Source organism: Mycolicibacterium confluentis (genome assembly GCF_010729895.1).
Taxonomy (GTDB): Bacteria; Actinomycetota; Actinomycetes; order Mycobacteriales; family Mycobacteriaceae; genus Mycobacterium; species Mycobacterium confluentis.
Window position 1 is genome coordinate 1248357 of record NZ_AP022612.1, and the last position, 22126, is coordinate 1270482.

Genomic DNA, 22126 nt, shown 5'->3' on the forward strand with positions numbered 1-22126 from the left:
AGCCACCGCAGGCTCGCGTTGAGGCTCAGACGTCGATGACCACCTTGCCGATGGCCCTGCGGTCAGCCACATGGCGCAGTGCCGCGGCGGCCTCGGCCAGCGGATAGCGCGCACCGATGTGGGGGTGCACCCGGCCGTCGGCGAACATCTGGTCGAGTTCGGCGGTGTCGCGCGCCACCTGATCGGGATAGTCGGCGGCGAAGGTCCGAATCTCCATGCCCTTGACCGTGATTCCCTTGAGCATCACAAGATTCAGCGGAATGGCCGGGATACGGCCCGCGGCATACCCCAGCGTCACGAAGGTGCCGCCGCGGCCGAGTGCGCGAAGTGCGGGCTCGGAGTAGTCCCCGCCGACCGGATCGAGCACCACCGAAGCGCCCGCACCCTCGGTGATCTCGCGGATCCGGTCCCGCAGGTTCTCGTCTGCGTAGTTGACGACCGCGTGTGCGCCGCGACTCCGGCACACCTCAAGCTTGTCGGCGCTGGACGCTGCGGCGATGACCTTGGCGCCCATCGCGACGGCCAGGTCCACGGCCGCCAACCCGACGCCGCCGCCCGCGCCCAGCACGACCACCCAGTCACCGGGTCGCACGGGTGCCACCGTGCGCAGCGTGTAATACGCCGTGCGGTAGGTGACGCCGAACGCCGCGGCCGATGCGTAGTCGACGCCGGGCGCCAACGGCGTCAGCGCCTCGGCAGACACGACGACCTGCTCGGCGAACGCGCCCACCATGGTCGACCCCGACACCCGGTCACCCACCCGCAGCGAGACACCGTCACCGACCGCGAGAACTTCACCGGCGAACTCACTGCCCGGGGAGAACGGTGGCGGGATCTTCACCTGGTAGGACCCCGACATGAACAGCACGTCGGGAAAGTTCACCGCCGCGGCGCGCACGCGCACGACGACCTGACCCGGTCCCGGTGTCGGGTCGGGAAGGTCGGCGAGTTCGAGACTCTCCGGAGGTCCGTACTCCCGGCACAGCATGGCCTTCATCGCGCACCTTTCGTCTCTGCGGTCAATCCGCCCAGGCAGAATCGCACCAGGTGCTTGACGTCGTCGGGAAGGGGTTGGGTTCCGGACCCGACGTAGCGCCGCATGGTCGCGATGGTCAGCTGGAACACGGCCTCGGCGTCCCTGTCTGGGTCGGCGCTGCCCAACTGCGCGATGGGACCGACCAGCAGGTCGCGCATCGGGGCCATGATCCCGTCGACGGGGGAGGTCTGGGTCATCTGCTCAACGACCGCGCGACTCATGCTGATCAGGTGCGGGTCCGAAACCTGCGCCAACGCACCGGAGATCCACCGGCTGATCTTCTCGGCCGGGTCGTCGGCCTTCTCCATCTGATGCCCGAGATAGGACGCCACGATGCCGATCCCGCGTTCCATCACCGCGAGAAGCAGTTCGTCCTTACCAGCGAAGTAGCGGTAGAAGCCTTTCTTCGACGCGCCCGCCTCGGCGACGATGTCGCTGACGCGCGGCGGTTCCGGGGCGACACGCTGCATCACGGTGACCGCGGCGGCCAGGATCCGCTCAACCTCATCGGTGGCCTCGCGGTGCCGACTGTCCAGCGCGCGGTCCACCGCGCGCGCGGCGCGGGTGCTCATGGCGTCGCGGGCACCGAGGGGATGTTCTTGACCCGGTCGCCGTACTTCGCCTTGGCCGCCTCGATGCGGACCTCGCTGAACTCACTGGGCCATTCCGGATCCTCGGCCTCGTAACCCTTGAGCAGCATGCGGGCCAGGTTGACCTTGTGTGCCTCGGTGGGCCCGTCGGCGAGGCCCAGCGCCACACCGCCGAGCAGCACGTTGGCGACCGGCAACTGCTGGGTCAGGCCCATCGCGCCGTGCACCTGGATGGCGCGCATGCCGATGGACTTGAGCACCTGCGACGCCAGGATCTTGCACACGCCGATCTCCTTGCGGGCCGCGTGTTCTCCGGCGGTGTCGATCAACCAGGCGGTGTGCAGCACGGTCAACCGGAACTGCAGCAGTTCGGCGTAGGAGTCGGCGATGAAGGCCTGCACCAGCTGTTTGTCGGCCAGCTGACTGCCCTGCGTGAAACGGCTTTTCGCGCGGTGCGCCATCATGTCCAGCGCACGCTGGGCCACCCCGATCGATCGCATCGCGTGGTGGATGCGGCCGCCGGCGAGTCTGGCCTGCAGGATCTCGAAGCCGTGGCCGGGTTCACCCAGCATCGCGGTCGCGGGCACTCGGACGTTGTCGTAGTGGATCAGCGAGTGCCCGGCCTCGTGGGGGAGCGATCCCACCAGGTGATGGGTGGCCTCGATGTTCAACCCGGGGGTGCCGGCCGGGATGAGAAAGGTCGACGCACCGCGGTGCACCGGGACGTCTGGATCGGTGATGGCCACCACGATGAAGAACGAGGCGACCGAGGCGTTCGACGAGAAGTACTTGCGCCCCTTGACCACCCAGTCACCGCTGCCGTCATCGGCCGGCACGGCACGGGTGGTGAACACGCGGGGGTCGGAGCCGCCCTGGGGTTCGGTCATCGAGAAGCACGAGAAGATCTCGCCCGACAACAGGCCCTCCAGGTAGTTGTCCTTCTGCTCCTGTGTGCCGAAGCGGGCCAGGATCTCGGCGTTGCCCGTGTCGGGGGCCTGCGTGCCGAACACGATCGGGCCCCAACTGCTTCGGCCGAGGATCTCGTTGATCAGTGTCAGCTTGACCGCGCCGAAGCCCTGCCCGCCCAGTTCGGGGCCGAGATGCGGGGCCCACAGGCCGTGATCTCGGACCTGCTGTTTGAGCGGGTCGACGATCGCACGGCGCTCGTCGTCGAGGGGGAGGAACTCGCACCCCGGGAACAGCACCTCGAGTGGTTCGACCTCGTCGCGGACGAACTCGCGGATCCAGACCAGTTTCTCTTCGAATTCGGGCTCGGTGGAGAAGTCCCAGGCCATGTCAGATTCCTTTCGTTGTGCCGATCACGGGATTCCGCCGTCGGCGCGCAGGATCGATCCGGTGGTGTAACTCGAGGCGTCGGACATCAGGAACAAGGCGGCGCCGACGATCTCGGCGGGTTGTCCCGCGCGCTGCAGGGCGAAGTGCCCGAACGGATTCGCATCGCCGAAGTTCCACGCCTTGCTGATGTCGGTGAGGAACGGGCCGGGCATCAGCGTGTTCACCCGGACCGTCGGACCGAATGCGTGCGCCAAACCTTCGGTCATGGCGTTGAGCCCGGCCTTGGACGCCGCATAGGGGATGAACGACGGGTGGGGGCGCAGCGACCCGTGCGTGCTGACGTTGATGATCGCGCCGCCGCCGTCGGCCACCATGCGCTCGCCGACCAGTGCCGAAAGCCGGAACGGGCCTTTGAGATTGAGGTTGACCACAGCGTCGAACATCTTCTCGGTGACGTCGGTCTGCTTGTCGTACACCGGGGACATGCCCGCGTTGTTGACCAGGACGTCCACCTTGCCGAACCGGTCATACGCGGCTTCGACCAGTCCGTCGAGCTGATCCCAACGCCCGACGTGCACCGCGTAGGGGAGTGCGCTGCGTCCAGTCTCGGCCTCGATCTCGGCCGCGGTGGCTTCGCAGGACTCCAGCTTGCGACTCGCGATGACGACGTCCGCGCCGCAGCGCGCCGCGGCGAACGCCATCTCGCGGCCCAGGCCGCGGCTTCCTCCCGTGATCAGGACGACGCGGTCGGTCAGGTCGAAGAGCTGCTCGGGGAATGCCACGTCAGGCTCCTTGCTGGGTTCGGGCTTGGTGGGTTCGGGCTCGGTGGGATCGGCTCAGTAGGATCTCGCGAGATCGGCGGCCGTGGTCATCAGCTTCAGGACCATCGGTCCCATCGCCTCGGCGACGCGGGGATCGACCTTGGTATCGGGCGCCAGCGACGCCGCGTAGGTCTTCTCGAGCATGATGCCGAGCTTCCAGTTGGCGAGCACCAGGTAGTAGCCAATGTGCTCGGTGGACAGGCCGCTGATCGACTCGTAGTGCTCCAACAGCTCACTACGCGTGGGCATACCGGCCATGTCGAGGTAGAACCCGTCACTGGCGGGCTCCTCGCCGTCATAGCCCAGCAGCGCCCAGCCCAGATCCAGCAGCGGATCACCGATCGTTGTCATCTCCCAGTCCACGATCGCGGCGAGACGGGCAGGTTCACCGTGCGCGTACATGACATTCGCGAACTGGTAGTCGCCGTGCATGATTCCGGGCGTGTAGTGCTCGGGCCGGTTGCGCCGCAGCCACTCCGCGGCGACATCGAGACCGGGCATCTCCCGCACCTGGTACGCGGACAGGAACGTCAGCCACCGGTCGACCTGACGCTCATGGAACCCGTCGGGCCGGCCGAAACCCTCCAGGCCCTGTGCGCGCCAGTCGACGCGGCCGAGCTTGGCCGCGCCTTCGACGAGTTGGAACGCCAGGCCGCGCCGCGCCTCGAGATCGGTGTCGAACGGTGGCTGCCAGCCGCCGTTCATCGGGCTCCAGCCGTCGATCTCGGCCATGACGTAGAACGGGGCGCCCAACACCGATCCGTCGTCGTCGGCCGCGAGGAGTTCTGCGTGCGGGACGTCGGTGCCCTTGAGCGCGCGCACCAGTCGGATCTCGCGCAGCAGGCCGTCGATCCGGGCGTCGTCGGCGCGGGCGCCCGGCATGCGCAGCACCATGTGGTGCTCTCCGCGGACCACTCGATACAGCGTGTTCTGCGACCCGCCGGTCAGCAGTTCGAGTTGTGGACGCTCGCCGGCGCCCGGTGCGTCGTTGGTGTCGAGCCACCTGCCGAGCGCGTCGGCGTCGATGCCGGCGGAAGTCTGTGTCACTGCGAACCCCTCACTCTCCGATCGGAGACTAGCATTCTCCAAACCGGGACCGATAGTCCCCAGCGGGTTCGCCGAGATTGGCGAATTGAGCGTCCGCAGGCGTTGTGTGAGCGTCGACCGGACGCTGCCAGCAACCGGTTGCTGGGGGTGCGCTGAGGGCGATAAGAGAACGCATTCTGCAATAAGGAGAATGCTATTACCGCAGGAAAACCGCTCCCGAATGCGCAGCGTAAGTGGCACTTTGCTGTTCATTGCGGACATGGCCTGATAACGTCATTACCAGTCCGCGAGTGCAGCGCTCGCAAATGCGCATCCGGTCTCCCAGGAACCGGCTGGCGCACTTCGTGAAACCAGCCCGCGTGGCAGTCCCGCGCAGGCAAGCTGAAGGTCCGGAACGCCAACCGGAAGGACGGAAGGTCAACGATGTCCACTCGATCCAGCGCCGCCACCCTGTATCCACCCGGCGGCTTCGGGGCTCCGAAGAACCGCCGCGGGCACGCCGTCGGCGACTACGGGCTGCCCGCGGGCACCGAGGTGTTCTCGGCCGACAACCACATCTCGGTGGCCGACGACATCTTCTACGAGCGGTTCCCCGAGGAGCTCAAGGGCGCCGCGCCGCGGATCTGGTACGAGGACGGCGCCTACATGGTGGGCATGAAGGGCAAGGCCTGGACCGGAGGGGATTTCGGCCGGGTGCTCATGCAGTACGACGACCTCGCCGGCGCGGCCTCGAACAATATCGCCGCGCGCATCCGTGAGCTCAAAGAGGACGGCATCGATAGGGAGTTGGCGTTCCCCAATGCCGTGCTCGCGCTGTTCCACTACCCGGACAAGGCGCTGCGGGAACGTGTTTTTCGGATCTACAACGAGCACATCGCGGCCCTGCAGGAGGAGTCCAATGGGCACTTCTACGGTGTCGGGCTGATCAACTGGTGGGATCCCAAGGGCACCCGAAGCACCCTCGAGGAGCTGAAGTCGCTGGGCCTCAAGACTTTCCTGCTCCCGTTGAACCCGGGTAAGGACGACGAGGGCAACATCTACGACTACGGCAGCACCTCGATGGACGCGGTCTGGGACGAGATCGAGGCGTCGGGAATCCCGGTCAGCCACCACATCGGTGAGACGCCCCCGAAGACGCCGTGTGAGAACAACAGCGTCGTGGTCGGCATGATGGTCAACGTCGACTCGTTCCGCGAGCAGTTCGCCAAGTATGTCTTCTCCGGCATCCTGGATCGGCATCCGCAGCTCAAGATCGGCTGGTTCGAGGGCGGAATCGCCTGGGTGCCCACCGCACTGCAGGATGCCGAGCACATGCTGGCCTCCTATCAACACATGTTCAACCACCAACTGCAGCACGATGTCCGGCACTACTGGGACAACCACATGAGCGCGTCGTTCATGGTCGACCCGCTTGGACTCCGGTTGATCGACGAGATCGGTGTCGACAACGTGATGTGGTCCAGTGACTACCCGCACAACGAGAGCACCTTCGGGTACTCGGAGAAGTCACTGGCCACGGTCGTGGAGGCCGTCGGTCCGGAGAACGCGGCCAAGATCGTGTCCACCAACATCCAGCACTTCCTGGGGCTGCTGTGACGACATTCGCTCACAGGGGCGTCACGCAGATCGCCCGAACGGGTTTGACGTGGCTGGACATTCCCGAGGAACCCGACCTGAACCGGTTGCGCAGGGACGTCGGTGAGCGTCTCCACGCCGCGATGGCCGACCAGGGCGTCGACGCCCTGGTACTGCTCGGAAACAGCAACGTCATGTACGCCACCGGCATCAGTTGGCCGCTCGCCGACGCCGGACTGTCCCATGTCGAACGGCCCGTCGCGGTCGTCCTCGCAGACGACGAGCACCCGCATCTCTTCCTTCCGTTCCGTGAGGGTGCGGCGATGGAGTCGGGTCTGCTCGACGACCACCTGCACGGCCCGGTCTACCTCGAATTCGACGAGGGCGTAGCGGATTTCGCGAAGACCCTGGCGGGTCTGGTGCGAGCCGGGGCGACCGTCGCAACCGACGAGTTGACTGGGGCGATGCGCCGCGCAGGCAGTGCACTGTTCCCCGGTGGCGCGCCGGTGGACGCCGCACCCGTCGTCGGCGCGGCCAAGCTGGTCAAGACGGTCGACCAGATCTCCTGCCTGCGCCGGGCCACCCAGATCACCGAGCAGGCCGTCGCCGAAATCCAGAAGTCGCTGGCCCCGGGCGTGCGCCAGATAGATCTCTCGGCCGAATTCGTCCGCCGTGCATTCGAACTCGGCGCGACCACCAACATGTTCGACTCGATCTGGCAGGTCATGCCCGCGTCGCGGGCCGAGGGCGCCTGGACCACGACCGGGGACCTGGCCCTCCCGCTGCTGACCACCGAGCGTGAGGTCGCCCAGGGTGACGTGCTGTGGACCGACGTGTCCATCGCCTACCACGGTTACTGCTCCGATCACGGGCGCACCTGGATCGTCGGGCAGGACCCGACCCCGGCCCAGCAGGAACAGTTCGACAAGTGGCGCCAGGTGGTCGACGGCGTCTTGTCGGTGACCAAGGCCGGCGCCACCTGTGGCGACCTGGGCCGGGCCGCCACCGCGGCCGCGGGCGGTCACAAACCCTGGCTCCCGCACTTCTACCTGGGCCACGGGATCGGCACCGGCGCGGCCGAGATGCCGATGATCGGAACCGATCTCGGCCAGGAGTGGGACGACAACTTCGTCTTCCCCGCGGGCATGTTGTTGGTGTTCGAACCGGTGGTGTGGGAGGACGGCACCGGCGGTTATCGCGGCGAGGAGATCGTGGTGGTCACCGAGGGCGGTTGGATGCCGCTCACCGCCTATCCGTACGACCCGTATGAGGTGCGCAGTGGGAATTGAGATCGAGGCCGACGACCGCGCACTGCGCTTCAGCCGTCGGGAGCGTGCCCTGGCCCAGATGGAGGCCCATGACCTCGACGTGCTGGTGCTCGGCAGGCAGGCCAACGTCCGCTACATCTGCGGGGCGCCGCAGTTGTGGGTCGTGGGCACCCGGCCGTTCGGTCCGATCTGCACCTTCGTCCGCTCCACCGGTGAGATCCACCTGAACAGCACGTGGGATGAGGGCATTCCCGAGGAGATTCCGCGCGAGAATCTGTACGGCCTGGCGTGGAACCCGATGACGCTGATCGGTGTGCTGCAGAACATCAAGGGCGCCGACACCGCGCGACGCGTCGGAACCGACGCGCTGACACCGACGTTCGCCAAGCTTTTGCCGATGGCGTTCCCGCAGGCCGAACTCGTCGACGGGGAGCAGGCCATGCGGGCGGCCCGTCGGGTCAAGACAGCCGAGGAGATCGACGCGCTGGGTCATGCGCTGCGGGTCGCCGAAGGGGGTCTGGCCAAGGCCGCCGCCCAGGTGGCTCCGGGTGTCACGGAACAGGCGTTGGCCGCCGCACTGTTGGAAGCCGAGGCCGCCGGTGGAGTGAGCACCCCGGCCACCCAGGATGCGGCGTGGGTGACCTCCACCGAGCATCCATGGCGCCGCGTTGAGGGCGACGGCAGGGTGCGCGAGGGCGATCTGGTGGCCCTGTCCGCGGGCGTGCTCGCCGACGGCTATGTCGGTGAGGTGGCCCGCACGCTCTACGTCGGTGAGCCGACGGACGCCGTGCACTCGCTGTATCGGCGCCGAGATGACCTGTGGAGCAGGCTGCTCGACGCGTGCCGTCCTGGGACGGCGACCAGTGCGCTGCTTGACGCCTATGAGCAGTCGGGTGAGCCGGTTCCGGCGATGCCGGTGGCACACGGTCTCGGTTTGGGCTTCGATCCTCCGGTGGTGTCGCCGAACCTGCGGGCCACGGCCGAGGCCGACATCCTCGAGGAGGGGATGGTGCTTGCGCTGACCGGATACGTGTGGGAGCAGGGCCTGGGTGCGGTGTTCACCCGCGACGCCGTGGTGATCGGCGCCGACGGGCCGCGGGTGCTGACCGAGACACCGTCGATCGCCGCCGCCCTGGGCTGACGCCAACCCCCACGACCGCTGAATGAGTCACTGCTGCAAAGGAGTCCGTTAATGGCCGATCGGCCCTCGCCTGAGGAGATCATCCTCTACGAGAAGGATCCCAAGACCAAGATCGCCACCATCACGTTCCACCGACCGGAGTTCCTGAACGCGCCGACGTCGATGGCCCGCCTGCGCTATGCCGACGTGCTGCGGGCCGCGAACGCGGACAACGACGTGAAGGTCGTGATCATCCGAGGCGTTGGGGACAACCTGGGCAGCGGTGCCGATCTTCCGGAGTTCATGGAGGGCAACGACAATCCGGCGGTGCGCCTGGCCGAACTGAGGCTCGAGGACCCAGACATCGCAGGCGAGGGCGGTGTGAGCTATCCGCCGAAGGGCACCTTCCGCAACGGCGCCACCATCTCGTCCTGGTACGCCAACTCCCAGGCAGGCAACCGGGCACTGCAGGACTTCAAGAAGATCAGCATCGTCGAGGCCAAGGGCTACTGCTACGGCTGGCACTTCTACCAGTGCGCGGACGCCGATCTGGTGATCTCCAGCGACGACGCACTCTTCGGGCACCCGTCGTTCCGCTACCACGGGTGGGGCCCCCGGATGTGGACCTGGGTGCAGATGATGGGTCTGCGCAAGTTTCAGGAGATGGTGTTCACCGGACGCCCGTTCACGGCCGCCGAGATGTACGACTGCAACTTCCTGAACAAGGTCGTACCACGCGACGAGCTTGAGGACGAGGTGCAGAAGTATGCGCTGGCGTGCAGCCGTAACCGCCCGGTGGACACCGTGTTCCAGCAGAAGATGTTCTTCGAGATCTTCAAGCAGCAGCAGGGTGAGTACATGGGCAGCCTGCTGTCGGCGTTCTTCGAGTCGATGGGCAACGGGGTGGCCAACGACAGCGACGACGACCTCGACATGTTCGAGTCGATCGACAGCGGACTGTCGGCCGCGGTGAACGACAACGACAGCAAGTTCCCGCCGGAGTTCCGTCTGAGCAAGAAGAACCGCGCGAAGCCCTGACCGCTATGACCGCACCGCTTGACGGCGTCACTGTCGTCGATCTGTCCTCGGGAATCGCCGGGGGATACTGCACCAGGCTGCTCGCCGACGGCGGCGCCCACGTCATCAAAGTGGAGGGGCCCGAGGGGGATCCGCTGCGCACGTGGTCGGCCTCCGGTGCCCACGTGGATGCCGTCGCCGGCGGCCCGCTGTTCAGCTTTCTGGCCGGCGGCAAGCACAGCGTCGTGGTCGACCCGGCCGCCGCGGACGACCTCGCTTTCGTGGATGGTCTGCTTGCCGGCGCCGATGCGGTGATCTGGTCGCCGGGTTCGGCGCTGACCGGGTTGGCCGCACTGGATCCGCGTCAGCTGCACACCCGGCATCCGCACCTGGTGGTCACGGCCATCACACCGTTCGGCCTCGGCGGGCCGTGGAGTGACCGCGCCGCAACCGAATTCACGCTGCAGGCGTGGTCGGGGGGAGTGCTGGGAATCGGCCGGGGCGAGCAGCACCGCGCCCCCGCACACGTCGGGGGACAGGTCGGCGACTGGGTCGCGGGTGCGTACTCCGCCGCGTTCACCCTTGCTGCGCGCGCCGGCGGTGGAGGTCAACTGGTTGACCTGTCGATGCTCGAGGCGCAGATCCTGGGCCTGACCTACTATCCCGTCTCCTACTTCGAGATGCTGGGCAGGCCATGGCGGACCGAGCGCAAGCCCACCGTGCCCGGGGTGGCGCAGGCCGCGGATGGACTGGTCGCCTTGGGGTGCGGCACCGCGCAACAGTGGTGGGATCTGTGCTCGATGTCGGGCCATCAGGAGTGGATCGACGAGGCCACCACACTGACCATCACCGAGCAGGCCAACCTGCACGCGGACGAACTCTTCGAGTGGCTGCGCGGCGAGTCGGTCGATGATGTGCGCGATCTCGCGTCGGCATTCCGCATCCCCAACGCGCCGGTGGGCAACGGCGCGAACGTCGCCTCGATGGACCACTTCCAGGAACGCGGCAGCTTCACCCGCAATCCACGCGACGGATTCCTGCAGCCCACGCATCCCTACCGCCTGCACGGAGTGGAACTGCGGGCGCCTGCGGCCGCCCCCAGGCTCGGCGAGCACACCGCGATCCACCGCGCCGCCTCCTCGCAGTCTCCGGCGGGTGACGTTGCCCCGAACCCGCTGCCGTTCGCGGGTCTTCGGGTCCTCGACATGACCACGTTCTGGGCCGGCCCGTCCTGCACGCACATCCTGGCCATGCTCGGCGCCGAGGTCATCCACCTGGAGTCGACTCCGAGGCCGGACGGGACCCGCCTGATCGCCGGGATCCCGGTCAGCGAACCGCAGTGGTGGGAACAGTCGCCCATCTTCTCGGGGCTCAACACCGACAAAAAGAGCCTGACTCTCGACTTCCAGACCGAGGCGGGCCGTGAACTGCTCAACCGGTTGATCCCGACGTGCGATGTGATCGTGGAGAACTTCACGCCTCGGGTCATCGACCAACTCGGGTTGAGCTTCGAGCACGCCCGGCAACTGCGCGACGACATCGTCATGGTGCGGATGCCCGGCTTCGGCCTCGACGGGCCATGGCGGGACAACCCCGCGTTCGCCTACATCATCGAGGACGCCGCGGGACTGAGTTGGCTGACCGGTTACCCCGACCGCACACCGTATGAGCCGTACTCGGTCGGTGATCCGAATGCGGGGATCCACGCGCTGACCGCGCTGCTGCTGGCGCTCGAGCATCGGCGCCGCACGGGGGAGGGTGTGCTGGTCGAGGCCGCGATGGTCGACGCCGCGCTGAACATCGCCGCCGAACAGGTCATCGAATACAGCGCGCACGGCGCACTGCTGCAGCGCGCGGGCAACCGCGGGCCCGCCGCGGCGCCGCAGAACATCTACCAGGCCCGCGGCATCGACGAGTTCGGCCGGGACGACACCTGGGTCGCCGTCGCGGTGGCCACCGACGAACAGTGGGTGGCACTGCGCGAGGCCCTCGGCTCACCGGACTGGGCCATGGACACCCAACTGGAGACCGCTGCCGGTCGCCGCGCGCACCAGGACCTGCTCGATGAGCACCTGGCGGCGTGGTGTCGAACCAGGAGTGCCGACGAGATCGTCGAGACGCTGTGGCCCGCAGGGGTTCCCGTCGCCAAGGTGCTTCAGCCGCACCGGCAGACCGAGATTCCGCAGTTGGCCCACCGCGGCTTCTTCGAAGAGGTCGAACACCCGGTGAACCCCACGGCCCCGCACAGCACGATGCCGGTTCGACTGTCGACCGGGCCCGGTCGGGTGCATCGCATGCCCGCGCCCCTGCTCGGAGAGCACAACCGTGAGATCCTGCGCGAACTCGGACTCACCGACTCCGAGATCGCCGAACTGAAGGCCGACGGCGTGATCGGCACCGAACCCGCGATGGGCGGGCGTCGGAAAGCGGCACGCTGAGTCAGTGCCGCCAGCCCTCGGCGGCCTGCGTGTCGAACGTCGAGTCGATGCGCTCAAACCTGCGCCGGACGGACTGGCGCGCCGCCTCATGGGGCAGCACATACAGGCGGTCGGCGAGCACGGCCTCCGCGGTCAGTCGAGCGACCTCGGCGACGTCGAGCACACCGTCGCCCTCGATCAGCTGATCGGGCGCGTCATACCCGCGGGCCCGCGCTGAGGTCGAAAACAGGTTGGTGCCGACCATCATCGGGCACAGCACCGAAACCCCGAGACCGGAGTCCCTGACCTCGCGGGACAACACCTCGGCCAGCGCGACCACGCCGTACTTGGCGACACAGTAGGCGCCGAGGCCGACGTTGGGCACGAGGCCGGCGAAGGACGCCGTGAAGAGCAGGTGGCCACCCTCGCGTTGTTCGATGAGCCGCGGCAGGAACGCCTCGACGCCGTGGATGGGCCCCCACAGATCGACGTCGAGCACGAAGTGCCAGTCGTCGTGCGTCATGGCTGCCAGCGGACCGTCGATCGCCACCCCGGCGTTGCTGAAGACGACATGCACCGACCCGAGGAGTCCGAAGGCCTCGTCGGCCAGATGATTGACCGCCTCGACGTCGCGCACATCGCACGGCACGCCGTACACCTCGTGCCCGTCGGCGGTCAGGGCGGTCACGGCCTGTTCGAGCGTGGTCGCCTCCCGGTCGGCGAGCACCAGTCTGGCCCCCCGATTGGCGAACTCACGCGCGCAGGCGTAACCGATGCCGCTCGCGCCGCCGGTGATCACCACGCCGCGTCCCGCGAAGCTGTCCATCGCCCGACTCTAGGGCGGCTCAGCCGATCAGTTCACCGAAATCACTGACCTGCCACAGGTGCAGGAAGTTGGTCAGCATCAGCAGTTGGGTGCGGGCCACCTCGTTGTCGCTGATCCGTGGATCGTGGCGGGTGCACCGGCCGTCCAGGTCAGGGGCGACGGTTTCGATGTAGCCGGGCGCATCCAGCAGCCAGGTGACGCCCATCGTCACGGCGTACCGGAGGAGCATGCGTTGCAGCGCGCTCGGATCGAGAGAGGGGCCGCCGGCGGCCTCGAACTCGGCGCTGAAGTGCGCCAGCAGCCTCGGCAGCTGCAACTCCCATAGGTGCGGTTCGGCGCTGCAGAGCGCGCCCCACAGCGCCATCGTGACGTTCATCTCGCTGACGCAGCCCCAGTCGAGCAGCCCGCAGCGCAGTCGCCCGCGCGGGTCACGCCAGAACCACGCGTTGTCCACGTTGGCGTTCCAATGGCACAGCGCGACCGCGTCGGTGTCCGACGTCAACTGCGCCATCACGTTGTCCTGGGCCGCGGCGACAGCATTGACCTCGGACAGCATGCGGCGGATGAACTCCGGCGAACGCAGCCGTTCCGGCACCAGTCCGGGGTACCGCTCGCCGAACCGCGCAAGGCGTTCGACGCTGTCACTCCGCTGGGCGTCGGTGCGTACCGGCGGCGTCCCCACCCCCACGCGCGCGGGGTCGTAGGAGAAGCCTTCGGAGAACCCCGGTGCCAACCGCCCCGAACGGTGCGCCCCTGCAAGCCGCGCCACGCTCGACAGCAGCGCTTCGTAGTGACCGAGCGGGTCGGGCATCTGGTAGTCCAGGCACTTGGCGTGGTGTGGCTCCACCGGCGGGGTGCCGAACGGAATCCGTTCGGTGATCAGGATTCCCGTGCCCGATGCGCGGTGATAGTCGGCGAACACGGTCTTCGGGACGGTGATCGGCAGGCCGGCGCGGGCCAGGATCGCGAAGCGCACCTCGAGGTCCATCTGGGTGCGGCCGCGGTCCCGGCGGGGATTGTCGAAGTCGCGGGAGAACTTGACGAACAGGTCCTCGGGCAACTCGGGGGAGTGGTGGCGGTAGCGCGCGCGCATCCGCAGCTTGCGGCCGGTGCTGCCGCCCACGCATTCGGCCACGTCCGTGACGTCGGTGACGTGATTGTCCGGCTCCAGTGCGCCGAAGCGATGAAAAGCGTTGTCCAGGAACGACACGAAGTCGGACTGCAGGGCCGCTGCGTCCGCGGGCATCCTGCACCCGAACGTGTCGCCGACAACCCAGCGATCGTTCTCCATAGGTCAGAGGTCAGAGGTCAGAGGTCAACGAGCCGGGAGCCCTCCCGTACCCCCGGCTCGCTCTCCCGACCCTCTACTTCAGGCAGCTGCCCGCGTCGACGGGAAGCGTCACACCGGTGACGTAGCGGGCCTCGTCGGAGGCCAGGAACAGCACCGCGTTGCTGATGTCGCGGGCCTCGACCCACGGGATCGGCAGAGTGTGGAACATCTGGCAGATGGGCGCCATGTCGTCCGGGCCCGGGTTCTCCAGGTCGGGCCGGAACATCTTGAAGGTGCCCTCGTTGTGCAGCATCGGCGTCGCGACGTGGGTCGGGTGCACGGAGTTGACCCGAATCATGTGGTGTCCCAACTCAACCGCGAAGGTCCGCATCAGGCCGACGACACCGTGCTTGGCGGCGATGTAATTGCCGCAGTGCGGGTAGGCCTTCAGGCCGCCGACCGAGCTGGTCAGGATGATCGACCCGCCCTTGCCGCCGGCGATGATGTGGGGCACCGCGGCCTTGACCGACTTCCACACTCCGGAGAGGTTGATGTCGATCATCTCGTCCCAGTCCTGATCGCTGGTCTCGTGCAGCACGTCGCCGCCATTGCCGATGCCCGCGTTGGCGACGATGATGTCGAGCCCGCCAAGCTGTTCCACGCCGCTGTCGACGGCGGCCTTGACCGCGTCGAAGTCACGCACGTCGACCTCGGTCGTCACGATACGGCGGTTCAAACCCTTGACCAGGTCGGCGGTTTCGGCCAGATCCTGCGGGGTGGACGCGGGGATCGCCGTCTCCACACCCGGGCGGATCGGCTTACAGATGTCGACCGCGATGATGTCGGCGCCCTCTTCGGCCAAACGCACGGCATGGCTGCGGCCCTGGCCACGGGCGGCGCCCGTGACGAAGGCGATCTTGCCTTCGAGTCGTCCTGTCATTGTTTCCTCTTCCGGTGGTCAGGGGATGCGGGTGGGCATGGACGCCCATCCGCGGACGGCGGTGGTGTGGGACATTTGGGCGCTCTCGTAATCGACTTCCCACTCCGGGAAGCGCTTGAGGATCTCCTCGAGCGCGATCCTGCCCTCGAGTCGAGCCAGTGCGTTGCCCATGCAGAAGTGAGTTCCCGCGCCGAAAGTGATGTGCTGGCGGGCTTCCCGACGGATGTCGAAGACGTCGCCGTCGGGCGGGAACCGACGCGGGTCCCGGTTGGCGGCGGCCATCAGCAGCAGGACCGCATTGCCCGCGGGCAGCGTCTGGCCGTGATACTCGACGTCCTTGGTGACGTAACGCGCGACCTGCAGCGCTGGCGGTTCGAAGCGCAGGATCTCCTCGACGGCCGCGGGGATGAGGTCGGGATTGGCGACCAGATCGGCGCGCTGCTCGGGATGTTCGGCCAGGATCTTGCCGGCCCATCCGATGAGCCGGGTCGTGGTCTCGGCACCCGCCGTGGCGATGACGGTCAGGTAGAGCAGCAGTTCCTCGCGCCGAAGCGTGCGAACGGTACCCGTCTCGTCCTCGAACTCGGCATTGAGCAGGTCGGTCATGATGTCGTCCGACGGGTGCTCGGCGCGCCAGTCGAGGAACTCGGCGAAGACCTCACCTGTGGCCAGGGCGTCGACCTTCTCCTTCTGCAGGGTGGCTTCACCATGGTCGGTGATGTGCCGCTGTTCGGCCTCGGGGATGCCGAGCAGCATTCCGATGACCCGCATCGGCATCTGCTCGCCGAGATCGTTGACGAAGTCGAATCTGCCTGTCCCGACCACCGGATCCAGGCAGGCCGCGGTGAACTCGCGGATCTTGGGTTCCAGGTCCAGCACCTTGCGCGGGGTGAACATCCGCGACAGCAGGTTCCGGTGGATGTTGTGGACCGGCGGGTCCTCGAAGATCAGCGTGCCCGGCGGGATGTCCATGCCCGACTTGATGATCTCCAGCAGTGCGCCCTTGCCCGAGATGAACGTCTCGTGGTCGATGAGGGCCTTGTTGACGTCATCGAACCGGCTCAGTGCGTAGAAGTCGTGCTGCGCGTTGTAGTACAGCGGCGCCTCTTCGCGGATCCTGGCGAACATCGGATACGGATCCTTGTTCAGTTCCAGGTCGTAGGGGTCGTAGTAGACCTCAGCGGCGGTGGTGGTCACTGGCTGCTTTCTGTAGGGATCTCAGACGCTGGGGGCGTCGATGGACTTCGGCGTGAACGCGATGTTGATCTCGGTGAGACCGCGCAGGATGAACGTCGGCTCGTAGTTGAAGTTCCGGTTTCCCTCGGGACCGTGCTTGTCCTCATCGAGATGGATGTCGAGCATCCGGTCGAGAATCCGCTCGACGGACACCCGTCCCTCGACGCGGGCCAGTGGGCCGCCCGGGCAGGAGTGCGCGCCGCGGCCGAACGCCAGGTGCTCGCGCACGTTGTGGCGCTCGAAGTCGAACTCGTGTGGGTCGTCGAATCGGCGCGGGTCCCGGTTGATGGCACCGGGATTGACCATCACGACCGTCCCGGCCTTGAGGTCGACGTCGCCGAGCGTGGTGTCCTTCTTGACCAACCGGAACGCCGACTTGACCGGGCTCTCCATGCGCAGCATCTCCTCGACGAAGTTCGGGATGCGGCTGCGGTCGCTGCGGAGGCGTTCGACGATGTCGGGCCGCTCGGCGAGCAGGCGCATTGACGCGCTCAGCAGCTTCGTGGTGGTCTCCTGGCCCGCGGCGAACAGGAACGTCGCGCTCTTGACGACGTCGATGATCTCCGGCGTGTCACCCTCGGGGTACCTGGCTGTCGCCAGCCCCGTGAGGATGTCGTCGCGCGGGTTGGCGCGGCGGTCCTCGAGGTAGGCGCAGAACTTGTTCTCCAGCCACTCCAGCGGATTGTGGTCGAGGGTTTCACCTTCCAGCGAGCCGACAGTGGCGCCCGGTCGGGGTGCGCCCAGCATGGTGCGGAACTCCTCGTGATCCTCTACGGGCACCCCGAGCAGGTCGGCGATCACCAGCAGGGAGAACGGCTTGGCGTATGCGGCGAGGAATTCGCATTTCACGGTGCCGGTCTGGCTGCCGATGATCTCGTCGAGCTGGTCATCGGCGAGGCGCCACATGAACTCCTCGTTCTCCTTGAGCCGCTTGGGCGTCAGGAGGCGGTTGAGCAGCGAGCGGGCGCGGGAGTGCTGGGGTGGGTCCATGGTGACCATATGCTCGCTCATCGGCAGCTGGCTGCGGTGCGCCTCGATCTGCTCGGAGATGTCAGCACCCTCGGGCGTGAACGGCAGCGGTGGGAACGGACCGCCCACCGCGATGCAGGACGAATACAGTCCGGCGTCCTTGTAGACGACCGACGCCTCTTCATGACCCGTCACCGCGACAACGCCGTAGTTGGACGTCGGCAGGACCGGGCACTTCGACCGGAGGTGGTCGAAGTACGGGTAGGGGTCAGGGACCAGGGAGGGGTCCGTGAAGTAGTCGATCGAGTCGTATTCGGACGCATGATCGGTTTCGGGCAACACGAACCTCCTGCAATGGGCTGACATATGCTGAGCACTTGCTTAGCATGTGGTCCAGCGCACGGTCAAGATCGCGGAACCGGCAGTACCATGTCCCGGGTCAAGAAACGACGGAGGCACAGTTGATGGCAACCCCGGCCGGCACCTCGCGCAGGCTCGGCGCGCCGGACGCGAAGAATCGTGTGGTGCTGCTCAATGCCGCCGAAGAGTTGATGCGCGACGAGGGCTATGCGGCCGTCACGTCACGGCGCGTGGCCGAGAAGGCCGGGCTCAAGCCGCAGCTCGTGCACTACTACTTCCGCACGATGGACGACCTGTTCCTGGAACTGTTCCGGCGTCGCGCCGAGCAGTTGAAGGTCCATCAGAAGGCCGCGCTGAACTCATCGCAGCCGTTGTGGGCCCTGTGGGAGCTCAACACCGATCCCGCGGGCACGGCCATGACGATGGAGTTCATCGCGTTGGCCAACCACCGCAAGGTGTTGATGACCGAGATCGCCAAGTACGCGGAAGTCTTCCGGCAGGAGACCATCAAGACGCTGACCGCGGCGATGGCCCGGTACAACGTTCCGTTCGAGGAGTTCACTCCGACGGTGCTCATGGTGCTGATGACCGGTGCCACCCAGGTGCTGGTGCAGGAGGAGTTCCTCGGCATGACGCTGGGCCACCAGGAGACCCGCGCCTTCGCCGACAAGTGGCTCACCTACCTCGAGGGGCCGCGGCAGTTACCCGACAACTGGCGGCATCTCGTCGCCGAGGACGGCGGTGCTGAGGACGGCGGTGCCGCCGACGATTCAGGGAAGTCCTGACGCCCGGTCACTTCTTGGCGGACAGCACCTTGTCGGCCGCGGCCCAGTGGTCGTCGTGCACCCACAGGCGCGCGAACGCGTCGACCGCCTCCTCGGGCGTGGCGCCGCCGATGACGCGCTTGATGTCGCCGGCGGATCGGTTGGTCAGCGACCGCGCGACCGAGCGCCAGGTCTCATCGAACGTGGCGCGCGGGACCACCTGATCGACCAGGCCGACGCGCGCGGCGCCCGCGGCGTCCAGGATTGTGCCGCTGCCGGCGAGAAGCAGCGCGCGCCCGCGGCCGACGAGTGCGGCCAGCCGTTCCGCGCCGCCCCAGGCCGGCATGATCGCCAACGACACCTGGTTGAAGCCGATCTTGATGTCGTCGGCGGCGATGCGGATGTCTGCCGCCACCGCGACCTCGGCGCCGCCGCCCAGCGCGTGCCCGTTCAGTGCCGCGACGACGGGACCGGGGAAGGCTGCGATGCGATCGCAGATCCCGCGCATCCGTCGAGCCATGTCGGCGGCCTGCTCGAGGGTGCGCAGCTTGGCCAGTTCCTTGAGGTCGCCGCCCGACACGAAGGCGCGATCTCCACCACCGCGGATCGCCAGGGCCAGCGCGTCACGGGCCCGGTCCAGCGCGTCGTCCAGTTGATCCATGGTCTCCGGCGCGATGGCGTTGCGGGCCTGGGGACGGTTGATCGTGATGACTGCCAGGCCGTCTTCCAGCTCGAGGTCGACCATGAACGCGTTCTCCTATAGTGGTATTGGCATTCTCCAGTCAGGAGAATAGCACCGGGCTGCGGGCGTCGATCCGCAGGTCGGCCCCGCCGCCGAACGATAATCCCAACCCCATGTCATTGCGGTATCGGCACTCTGAGAATATGATTCTCACGAACTGGAAAGGAGAATTCCATGGGTCAGCTGTCGCATCGTGTCGACATCCCGTTTCCGCTCTTTGATGCGGACAACCACCTCTACGAGCCGCCAGAGGCGCTCCTGACGTACCTCCCCAAGGAGTACAAGGACGTCGTGCAGTACGTCGAGGTCAACGGGCGCACCAAGATCGCCATCCGCGGTCACATCAGCAACTACATTCCGAACCCCACGTTCTCTGTGGTCGCCAAGCCGGGCGCCTGGGAGGAGTACTTCAAGTTCGGTAACCCTGACGGCAAGAGCAAGCGCGAGCTGTTCGGTGAGCCCATGAAGTCCATCCCGGCCTTCTTTGAGCCCGCACCGCGTCTCGAGCTCATGAACGAGCTCGGCCTCGACCGCACGCTGATGTTCCCCACGCTGGCCAGCCTCGTCGAGGAGCGGCTGCGCGACGATCCGGTCGCCATCCACGTCCTCATCCACTCGCTCAACGAGTGGCTTAACGAGGTGTGGGGCTTCAACTACAAGAACCGCATCTTCACGACCCCGGTGATCACGCTCCCCATCGTCGACAAGGCGATCGAGGAGCTCGAGTGGGCGGTGAAGCGCGGTGCGCGTGCCATCCTGGTCCGGCCCGCGCCGGTGCCCGGCTTCCGTGGACCGCGGTCGTTCGCTCTGCCTGAGTTCGACCCGTTCTGGCAGAAGTGCGTCGAGTACGACGTCTTCGTTGGCATGCACTCCTCCGACAGCGGCTACTCGCGCTACACGTCCGAATGGGACGGCGGGGCCCAGGAGATGCTGCCGTTCCAGACCAACGCGATGTCGATCCTCAACGAGTGGCGCCCGATCCAGGACGCCGTGGCCTCCTGGGTCATCCACGGTGCGCTGTTCCGCTTCCCGAAGCTCAAGGTCGGCATCGTCGAGGCCGGCTCGAAGTGGATGTTCCCGCTGCTCGACTCCATGGCTGAGGTGTACAAGAAGGCCCCCGAGGCGTTCCTGGGCAACCCGATGGAGGAGATCAAGAACCGCATCTTCGTCAGCCCGTTCTACGAGGAGGGCATCGACGAGCTGATCAACCTGATCGGTGTCGATCAGGTGCTCTACGGTTCCGACTGGCCGCATCCTGAGGGTCTCGCCGAGCCCACTCACTATGTGACTGCGCTGGAACACCTTTCGGTCGAGGACCAGGCAAAGATCATGGGCGGCAACCTCGGTCGCCTCGTCACGGTGTGACGGACAGTCCCACCGGCAGTGCGTGGCAGACCATCCCAGAGATGGTCTTGAGCGTCGGCGACCGCTTCGGAGATTCCGAGGCGGTCGTCGACGGTTCGCTGCGCCTGACCTTCCGTCAGCTTGTCGACCGGGTCCGCGTCGCCGCGGGCACGTTCCACGAATCGGGTATCGCCAAGGGTGACCGGGTCGCGATCTGGGCCCCGAACTCCGCCGAGTGGATCATCGCCGCGTTCGGCGTTCTGACCGCTGGTGGCGTGGTGGTCCCGGTCAACACCAGGTTCAAGGCCGACGAGGCCGCCGACGTCATCACCCGCAGTGGCGCCAAGGCCGTGCTGGTGCAGAAGGGTTTCCTGGGCCAGGACTACCCCGCGCCCCCCGGTGTGCCCGTCATCGACCTGAAGTCCGATTTCCTGACCAGCGGCGCGCCGTATGAAGCGCAGATCGCCGGCACCGACATCGCCGACATCATCTACACCTCGGGGACCACAGGTAGGCCCAAGGGCGTGAAGATGAACCACCTGCAGACCCTGCGCCTCTACGAGGAGTGGTGCGATCTGGCGGATCTGCGGGAGGGTGACCGCTACCTGATCGTCAACCCGTTCTTTCACACCTTCGGGCTCAAGGCGGGCTGCATCGCCGCGATGATCCGCGGTGCGACCATTTTCCCGGTGCCGGTGTTCGACGCCGACGCCGTCGTGGATCTGGTTGAGCGGGAACGCATCACGATGCTTCCGGGTCCGCCGACGCTGTACCACTCGCTGCTACAGGTGCCCGACAAGAACCGACTGGCGAGCCTGCGCGCCGGCGTCACCGGTTCGGCCGACATCCCGGTCGAGTTGATCCGACGCGTGCACGAGGAACTGCCGTTCCAGACCCTCGCCACGGGGTACGGCCTCACCGAGTGTGGCACCGCGACCCTGTCGCGCCCGGGCGACTCCTTCGAGGACATCGCCACCACCGTCGGCGTGCCGTGCGCGGGAATCGAGGTGCGCATAGCCGACGATGGTGAGGTGCTGGTCCGCGGCTACAGCGTGATGCAGGGGTACCTCGATGATCCGGCTGCCACCGCCGAGGCGATCGATGCCGACGGATGGCTGCACACCGGCGATCTCGGTGAGTTCAACGACTCGGGCCGGCTTCGCATCATCGGCCGCAAGAAGGACATGTTCATCGTCGGCGGGTTCAATGCGTACCCCGCAGAGATCGAGGACTTCCTGCTCGAACATCCCGGCGTCGCCCAGGTCGCCGTCATCGGTGTTCCCGATGAGCGGATGGGGCAGGTGGGTCGGGCATTCGTCGTGGTGAAAGGTGCGGGCGACGCTGTCAGTGAGGCAGAGTTGATCGAGTGGAGCCGAGACCGGATGGCGGGGTACAAGGTGCCAAGATCCGTCGTTTTCCTCGACTCGTTGCCGCTGAACGCCAGCGGCAAGGTCATGAAGGACCAGCTTCGGTGAACATCGCCGAGGT

The 22126-nt window shown here is 66.8% G+C and carries 19 protein-coding genes; 8 read left to right on the forward strand and 11 right to left on the reverse strand.

The annotated features are described in order from the left end of the window. Nucleotides 1-25 precede the first annotated feature (25 nt). Genes G6N34_RS06010 through G6N34_RS06030 form a run of 5 tightly spaced genes read right to left on the reverse strand, consistent with a single transcriptional unit; the run spans nucleotide 26 to nucleotide 4790 of the window. Nucleotides 26-997 (reverse strand): NADPH:quinone oxidoreductase family protein, encoded by a 972-nt coding sequence (locus G6N34_RS06010; protein WP_085152756.1) that lies wholly within the window; start codon nucleotides 995-997, stop codon nucleotides 26-28. Beyond that, nucleotides 994-1608: a TetR/AcrR family transcriptional regulator gene (locus G6N34_RS06015; RefSeq protein ID WP_085152754.1), complete on the reverse strand. Its 615-nt coding sequence runs from the start codon at nucleotides 1606-1608 to the stop codon at nucleotides 994-996. Before G6N34_RS06015 ends, G6N34_RS06010 begins: the two co-directional genes overlap by 4 nt. After that, nucleotides 1605-2921, reverse strand: a complete 1317-nt coding sequence (locus tag G6N34_RS06020) for an acyl-CoA dehydrogenase family protein (protein ID WP_085152752.1) — start codon at nucleotides 2919-2921, stop codon at nucleotides 1605-1607. The genes G6N34_RS06015 and G6N34_RS06020 overlap by 4 nt, the downstream gene beginning before the upstream one ends. A 24-nt stretch (nucleotides 2922-2945) precedes the next feature. Beyond that, the gene (locus G6N34_RS06025) at nucleotides 2946-3704 is read right to left on the reverse strand and encodes an SDR family NAD(P)-dependent oxidoreductase (RefSeq protein ID WP_085152750.1); all 759 of its coding nucleotides are present in this window, start codon (nucleotides 3702-3704) and stop codon (nucleotides 2946-2948) included. A gap of 54 nt (nucleotides 3705-3758) precedes the next feature. Then, nucleotides 3759-4790: a phosphotransferase family protein gene (locus G6N34_RS06030; RefSeq protein WP_234812953.1), complete on the reverse strand. Its 1032-nt coding sequence runs from the start codon at nucleotides 4788-4790 to the stop codon at nucleotides 3759-3761. 423 nt (nucleotides 4791-5213) lie between these two features. Between G6N34_RS06030 and G6N34_RS06035 the strand changes: the two genes are divergently transcribed. From G6N34_RS06035 to G6N34_RS06055, 5 genes are read left to right on the forward strand one after another with little or no spacing between them, the layout of a single operon-like run. Beyond that, the gene (locus G6N34_RS06035) at nucleotides 5214-6386 is read left to right on the forward strand and encodes an amidohydrolase family protein (protein WP_085152746.1); all 1173 of its coding nucleotides are present in this window, start codon (nucleotides 5214-5216) and stop codon (nucleotides 6384-6386) included. Next, complete coding sequence (locus G6N34_RS06040; RefSeq protein WP_085152744.1) at nucleotides 6383-7654, forward strand: M24 family metallopeptidase; 1272 nt, start codon at nucleotides 6383-6385, stop codon at nucleotides 7652-7654. Before G6N34_RS06035 ends, G6N34_RS06040 begins: the two co-directional genes overlap by 4 nt. Continuing rightward, nucleotides 7644-8774, forward strand: coding sequence for a M24 family metallopeptidase (locus G6N34_RS06045; protein ID WP_085152742.1), 1131 nt, complete (start codon nucleotides 7644-7646; stop codon nucleotides 8772-8774). The genes G6N34_RS06040 and G6N34_RS06045 overlap by 11 nt, the downstream gene beginning before the upstream one ends. Before the next feature lie 51 nt (nucleotides 8775-8825). Next, nucleotides 8826-9791, forward strand: a complete 966-nt coding sequence (locus G6N34_RS06050; RefSeq protein WP_085152740.1) for an enoyl-CoA hydratase/isomerase family protein — start codon at nucleotides 8826-8828, stop codon at nucleotides 9789-9791. A gap of 5 nt (nucleotides 9792-9796) precedes the next feature. Continuing rightward, a complete protein-coding gene (locus G6N34_RS06055; protein WP_085152738.1) occupies nucleotides 9797-12208 on the forward strand; it encodes a CaiB/BaiF CoA transferase family protein in 2412 nt (803 codons plus the stop codon). 1 nt (nucleotide 12209) lies between these two features. Here the strand turns inward: G6N34_RS06055 and G6N34_RS06060 are convergent, their stop codons facing one another. The 5 genes from G6N34_RS06060 to G6N34_RS06080 all read right to left on the reverse strand — a co-directional run bounded on the left by G6N34_RS06060 (nucleotide 12210) and on the right by G6N34_RS06080 (nucleotide 17767). Then, the gene (locus G6N34_RS06060) at nucleotides 12210-13013 is read right to left on the reverse strand and encodes an SDR family NAD(P)-dependent oxidoreductase (protein WP_085152735.1); all 804 of its coding nucleotides are present in this window, start codon (nucleotides 13011-13013) and stop codon (nucleotides 12210-12212) included. A 19-nt stretch (nucleotides 13014-13032) separates the two neighbouring features. After that, nucleotides 13033-14304: a hypothetical protein gene (locus G6N34_RS06065; RefSeq protein ID WP_085152733.1), complete on the reverse strand. Its 1272-nt coding sequence runs from the start codon at nucleotides 14302-14304 to the stop codon at nucleotides 13033-13035. A 73-nt stretch (nucleotides 14305-14377) separates the two neighbouring features. Then, nucleotides 14378-15223: a mycofactocin-coupled SDR family oxidoreductase gene (locus G6N34_RS06070; protein WP_085152732.1), complete on the reverse strand. Its 846-nt coding sequence runs from the start codon at nucleotides 15221-15223 to the stop codon at nucleotides 14378-14380. 18 nt (nucleotides 15224-15241) lie between these two features. Further along, nucleotides 15242-16420, reverse strand: coding sequence for a cytochrome P450 (locus G6N34_RS06075; protein WP_234812951.1), 1179 nt, complete (start codon nucleotides 16418-16420; stop codon nucleotides 15242-15244). A 21-nt stretch (nucleotides 16421-16441) separates the two neighbouring features. Further along, nucleotides 16442-17767, reverse strand: a complete 1326-nt coding sequence (locus G6N34_RS06080) for a cytochrome P450 (RefSeq protein ID WP_234812950.1) — start codon at nucleotides 17765-17767, stop codon at nucleotides 16442-16444. 125 nt (nucleotides 17768-17892) lie between these two features. Between G6N34_RS06080 and G6N34_RS06085 the strand changes: the two genes are divergently transcribed. Next, nucleotides 17893-18573 (forward strand): TetR/AcrR family transcriptional regulator, encoded by a 681-nt coding sequence (locus G6N34_RS06085; RefSeq protein ID WP_085152730.1) that lies wholly within the window; start codon nucleotides 17893-17895, stop codon nucleotides 18571-18573. A gap of 7 nt (nucleotides 18574-18580) precedes the next feature. Here the strand turns inward: G6N34_RS06085 and G6N34_RS06090 are convergent, their stop codons facing one another. Beyond that, nucleotides 18581-19297 (reverse strand): enoyl-CoA hydratase/isomerase family protein, encoded by a 717-nt coding sequence (locus tag G6N34_RS06090; RefSeq protein WP_085152729.1) that lies wholly within the window; start codon nucleotides 19295-19297, stop codon nucleotides 18581-18583. A 171-nt stretch (nucleotides 19298-19468) separates the two neighbouring features. Between G6N34_RS06090 and G6N34_RS06095 the strand changes: the two genes are divergently transcribed. Further along, nucleotides 19469-20659, forward strand: a complete 1191-nt coding sequence (locus G6N34_RS06095) for an amidohydrolase family protein (RefSeq protein WP_085152728.1) — start codon at nucleotides 19469-19471, stop codon at nucleotides 20657-20659. 41 nt (nucleotides 20660-20700) lie between these two features. Next, a complete protein-coding gene (locus G6N34_RS06100) occupies nucleotides 20701-22113 on the forward strand; it encodes a FadD3 family acyl-CoA ligase (protein ID WP_207576328.1) in 1413 nt (470 codons plus the stop codon). The last annotated feature ends 13 nt before the right edge of the window (nucleotides 22114-22126 follow it).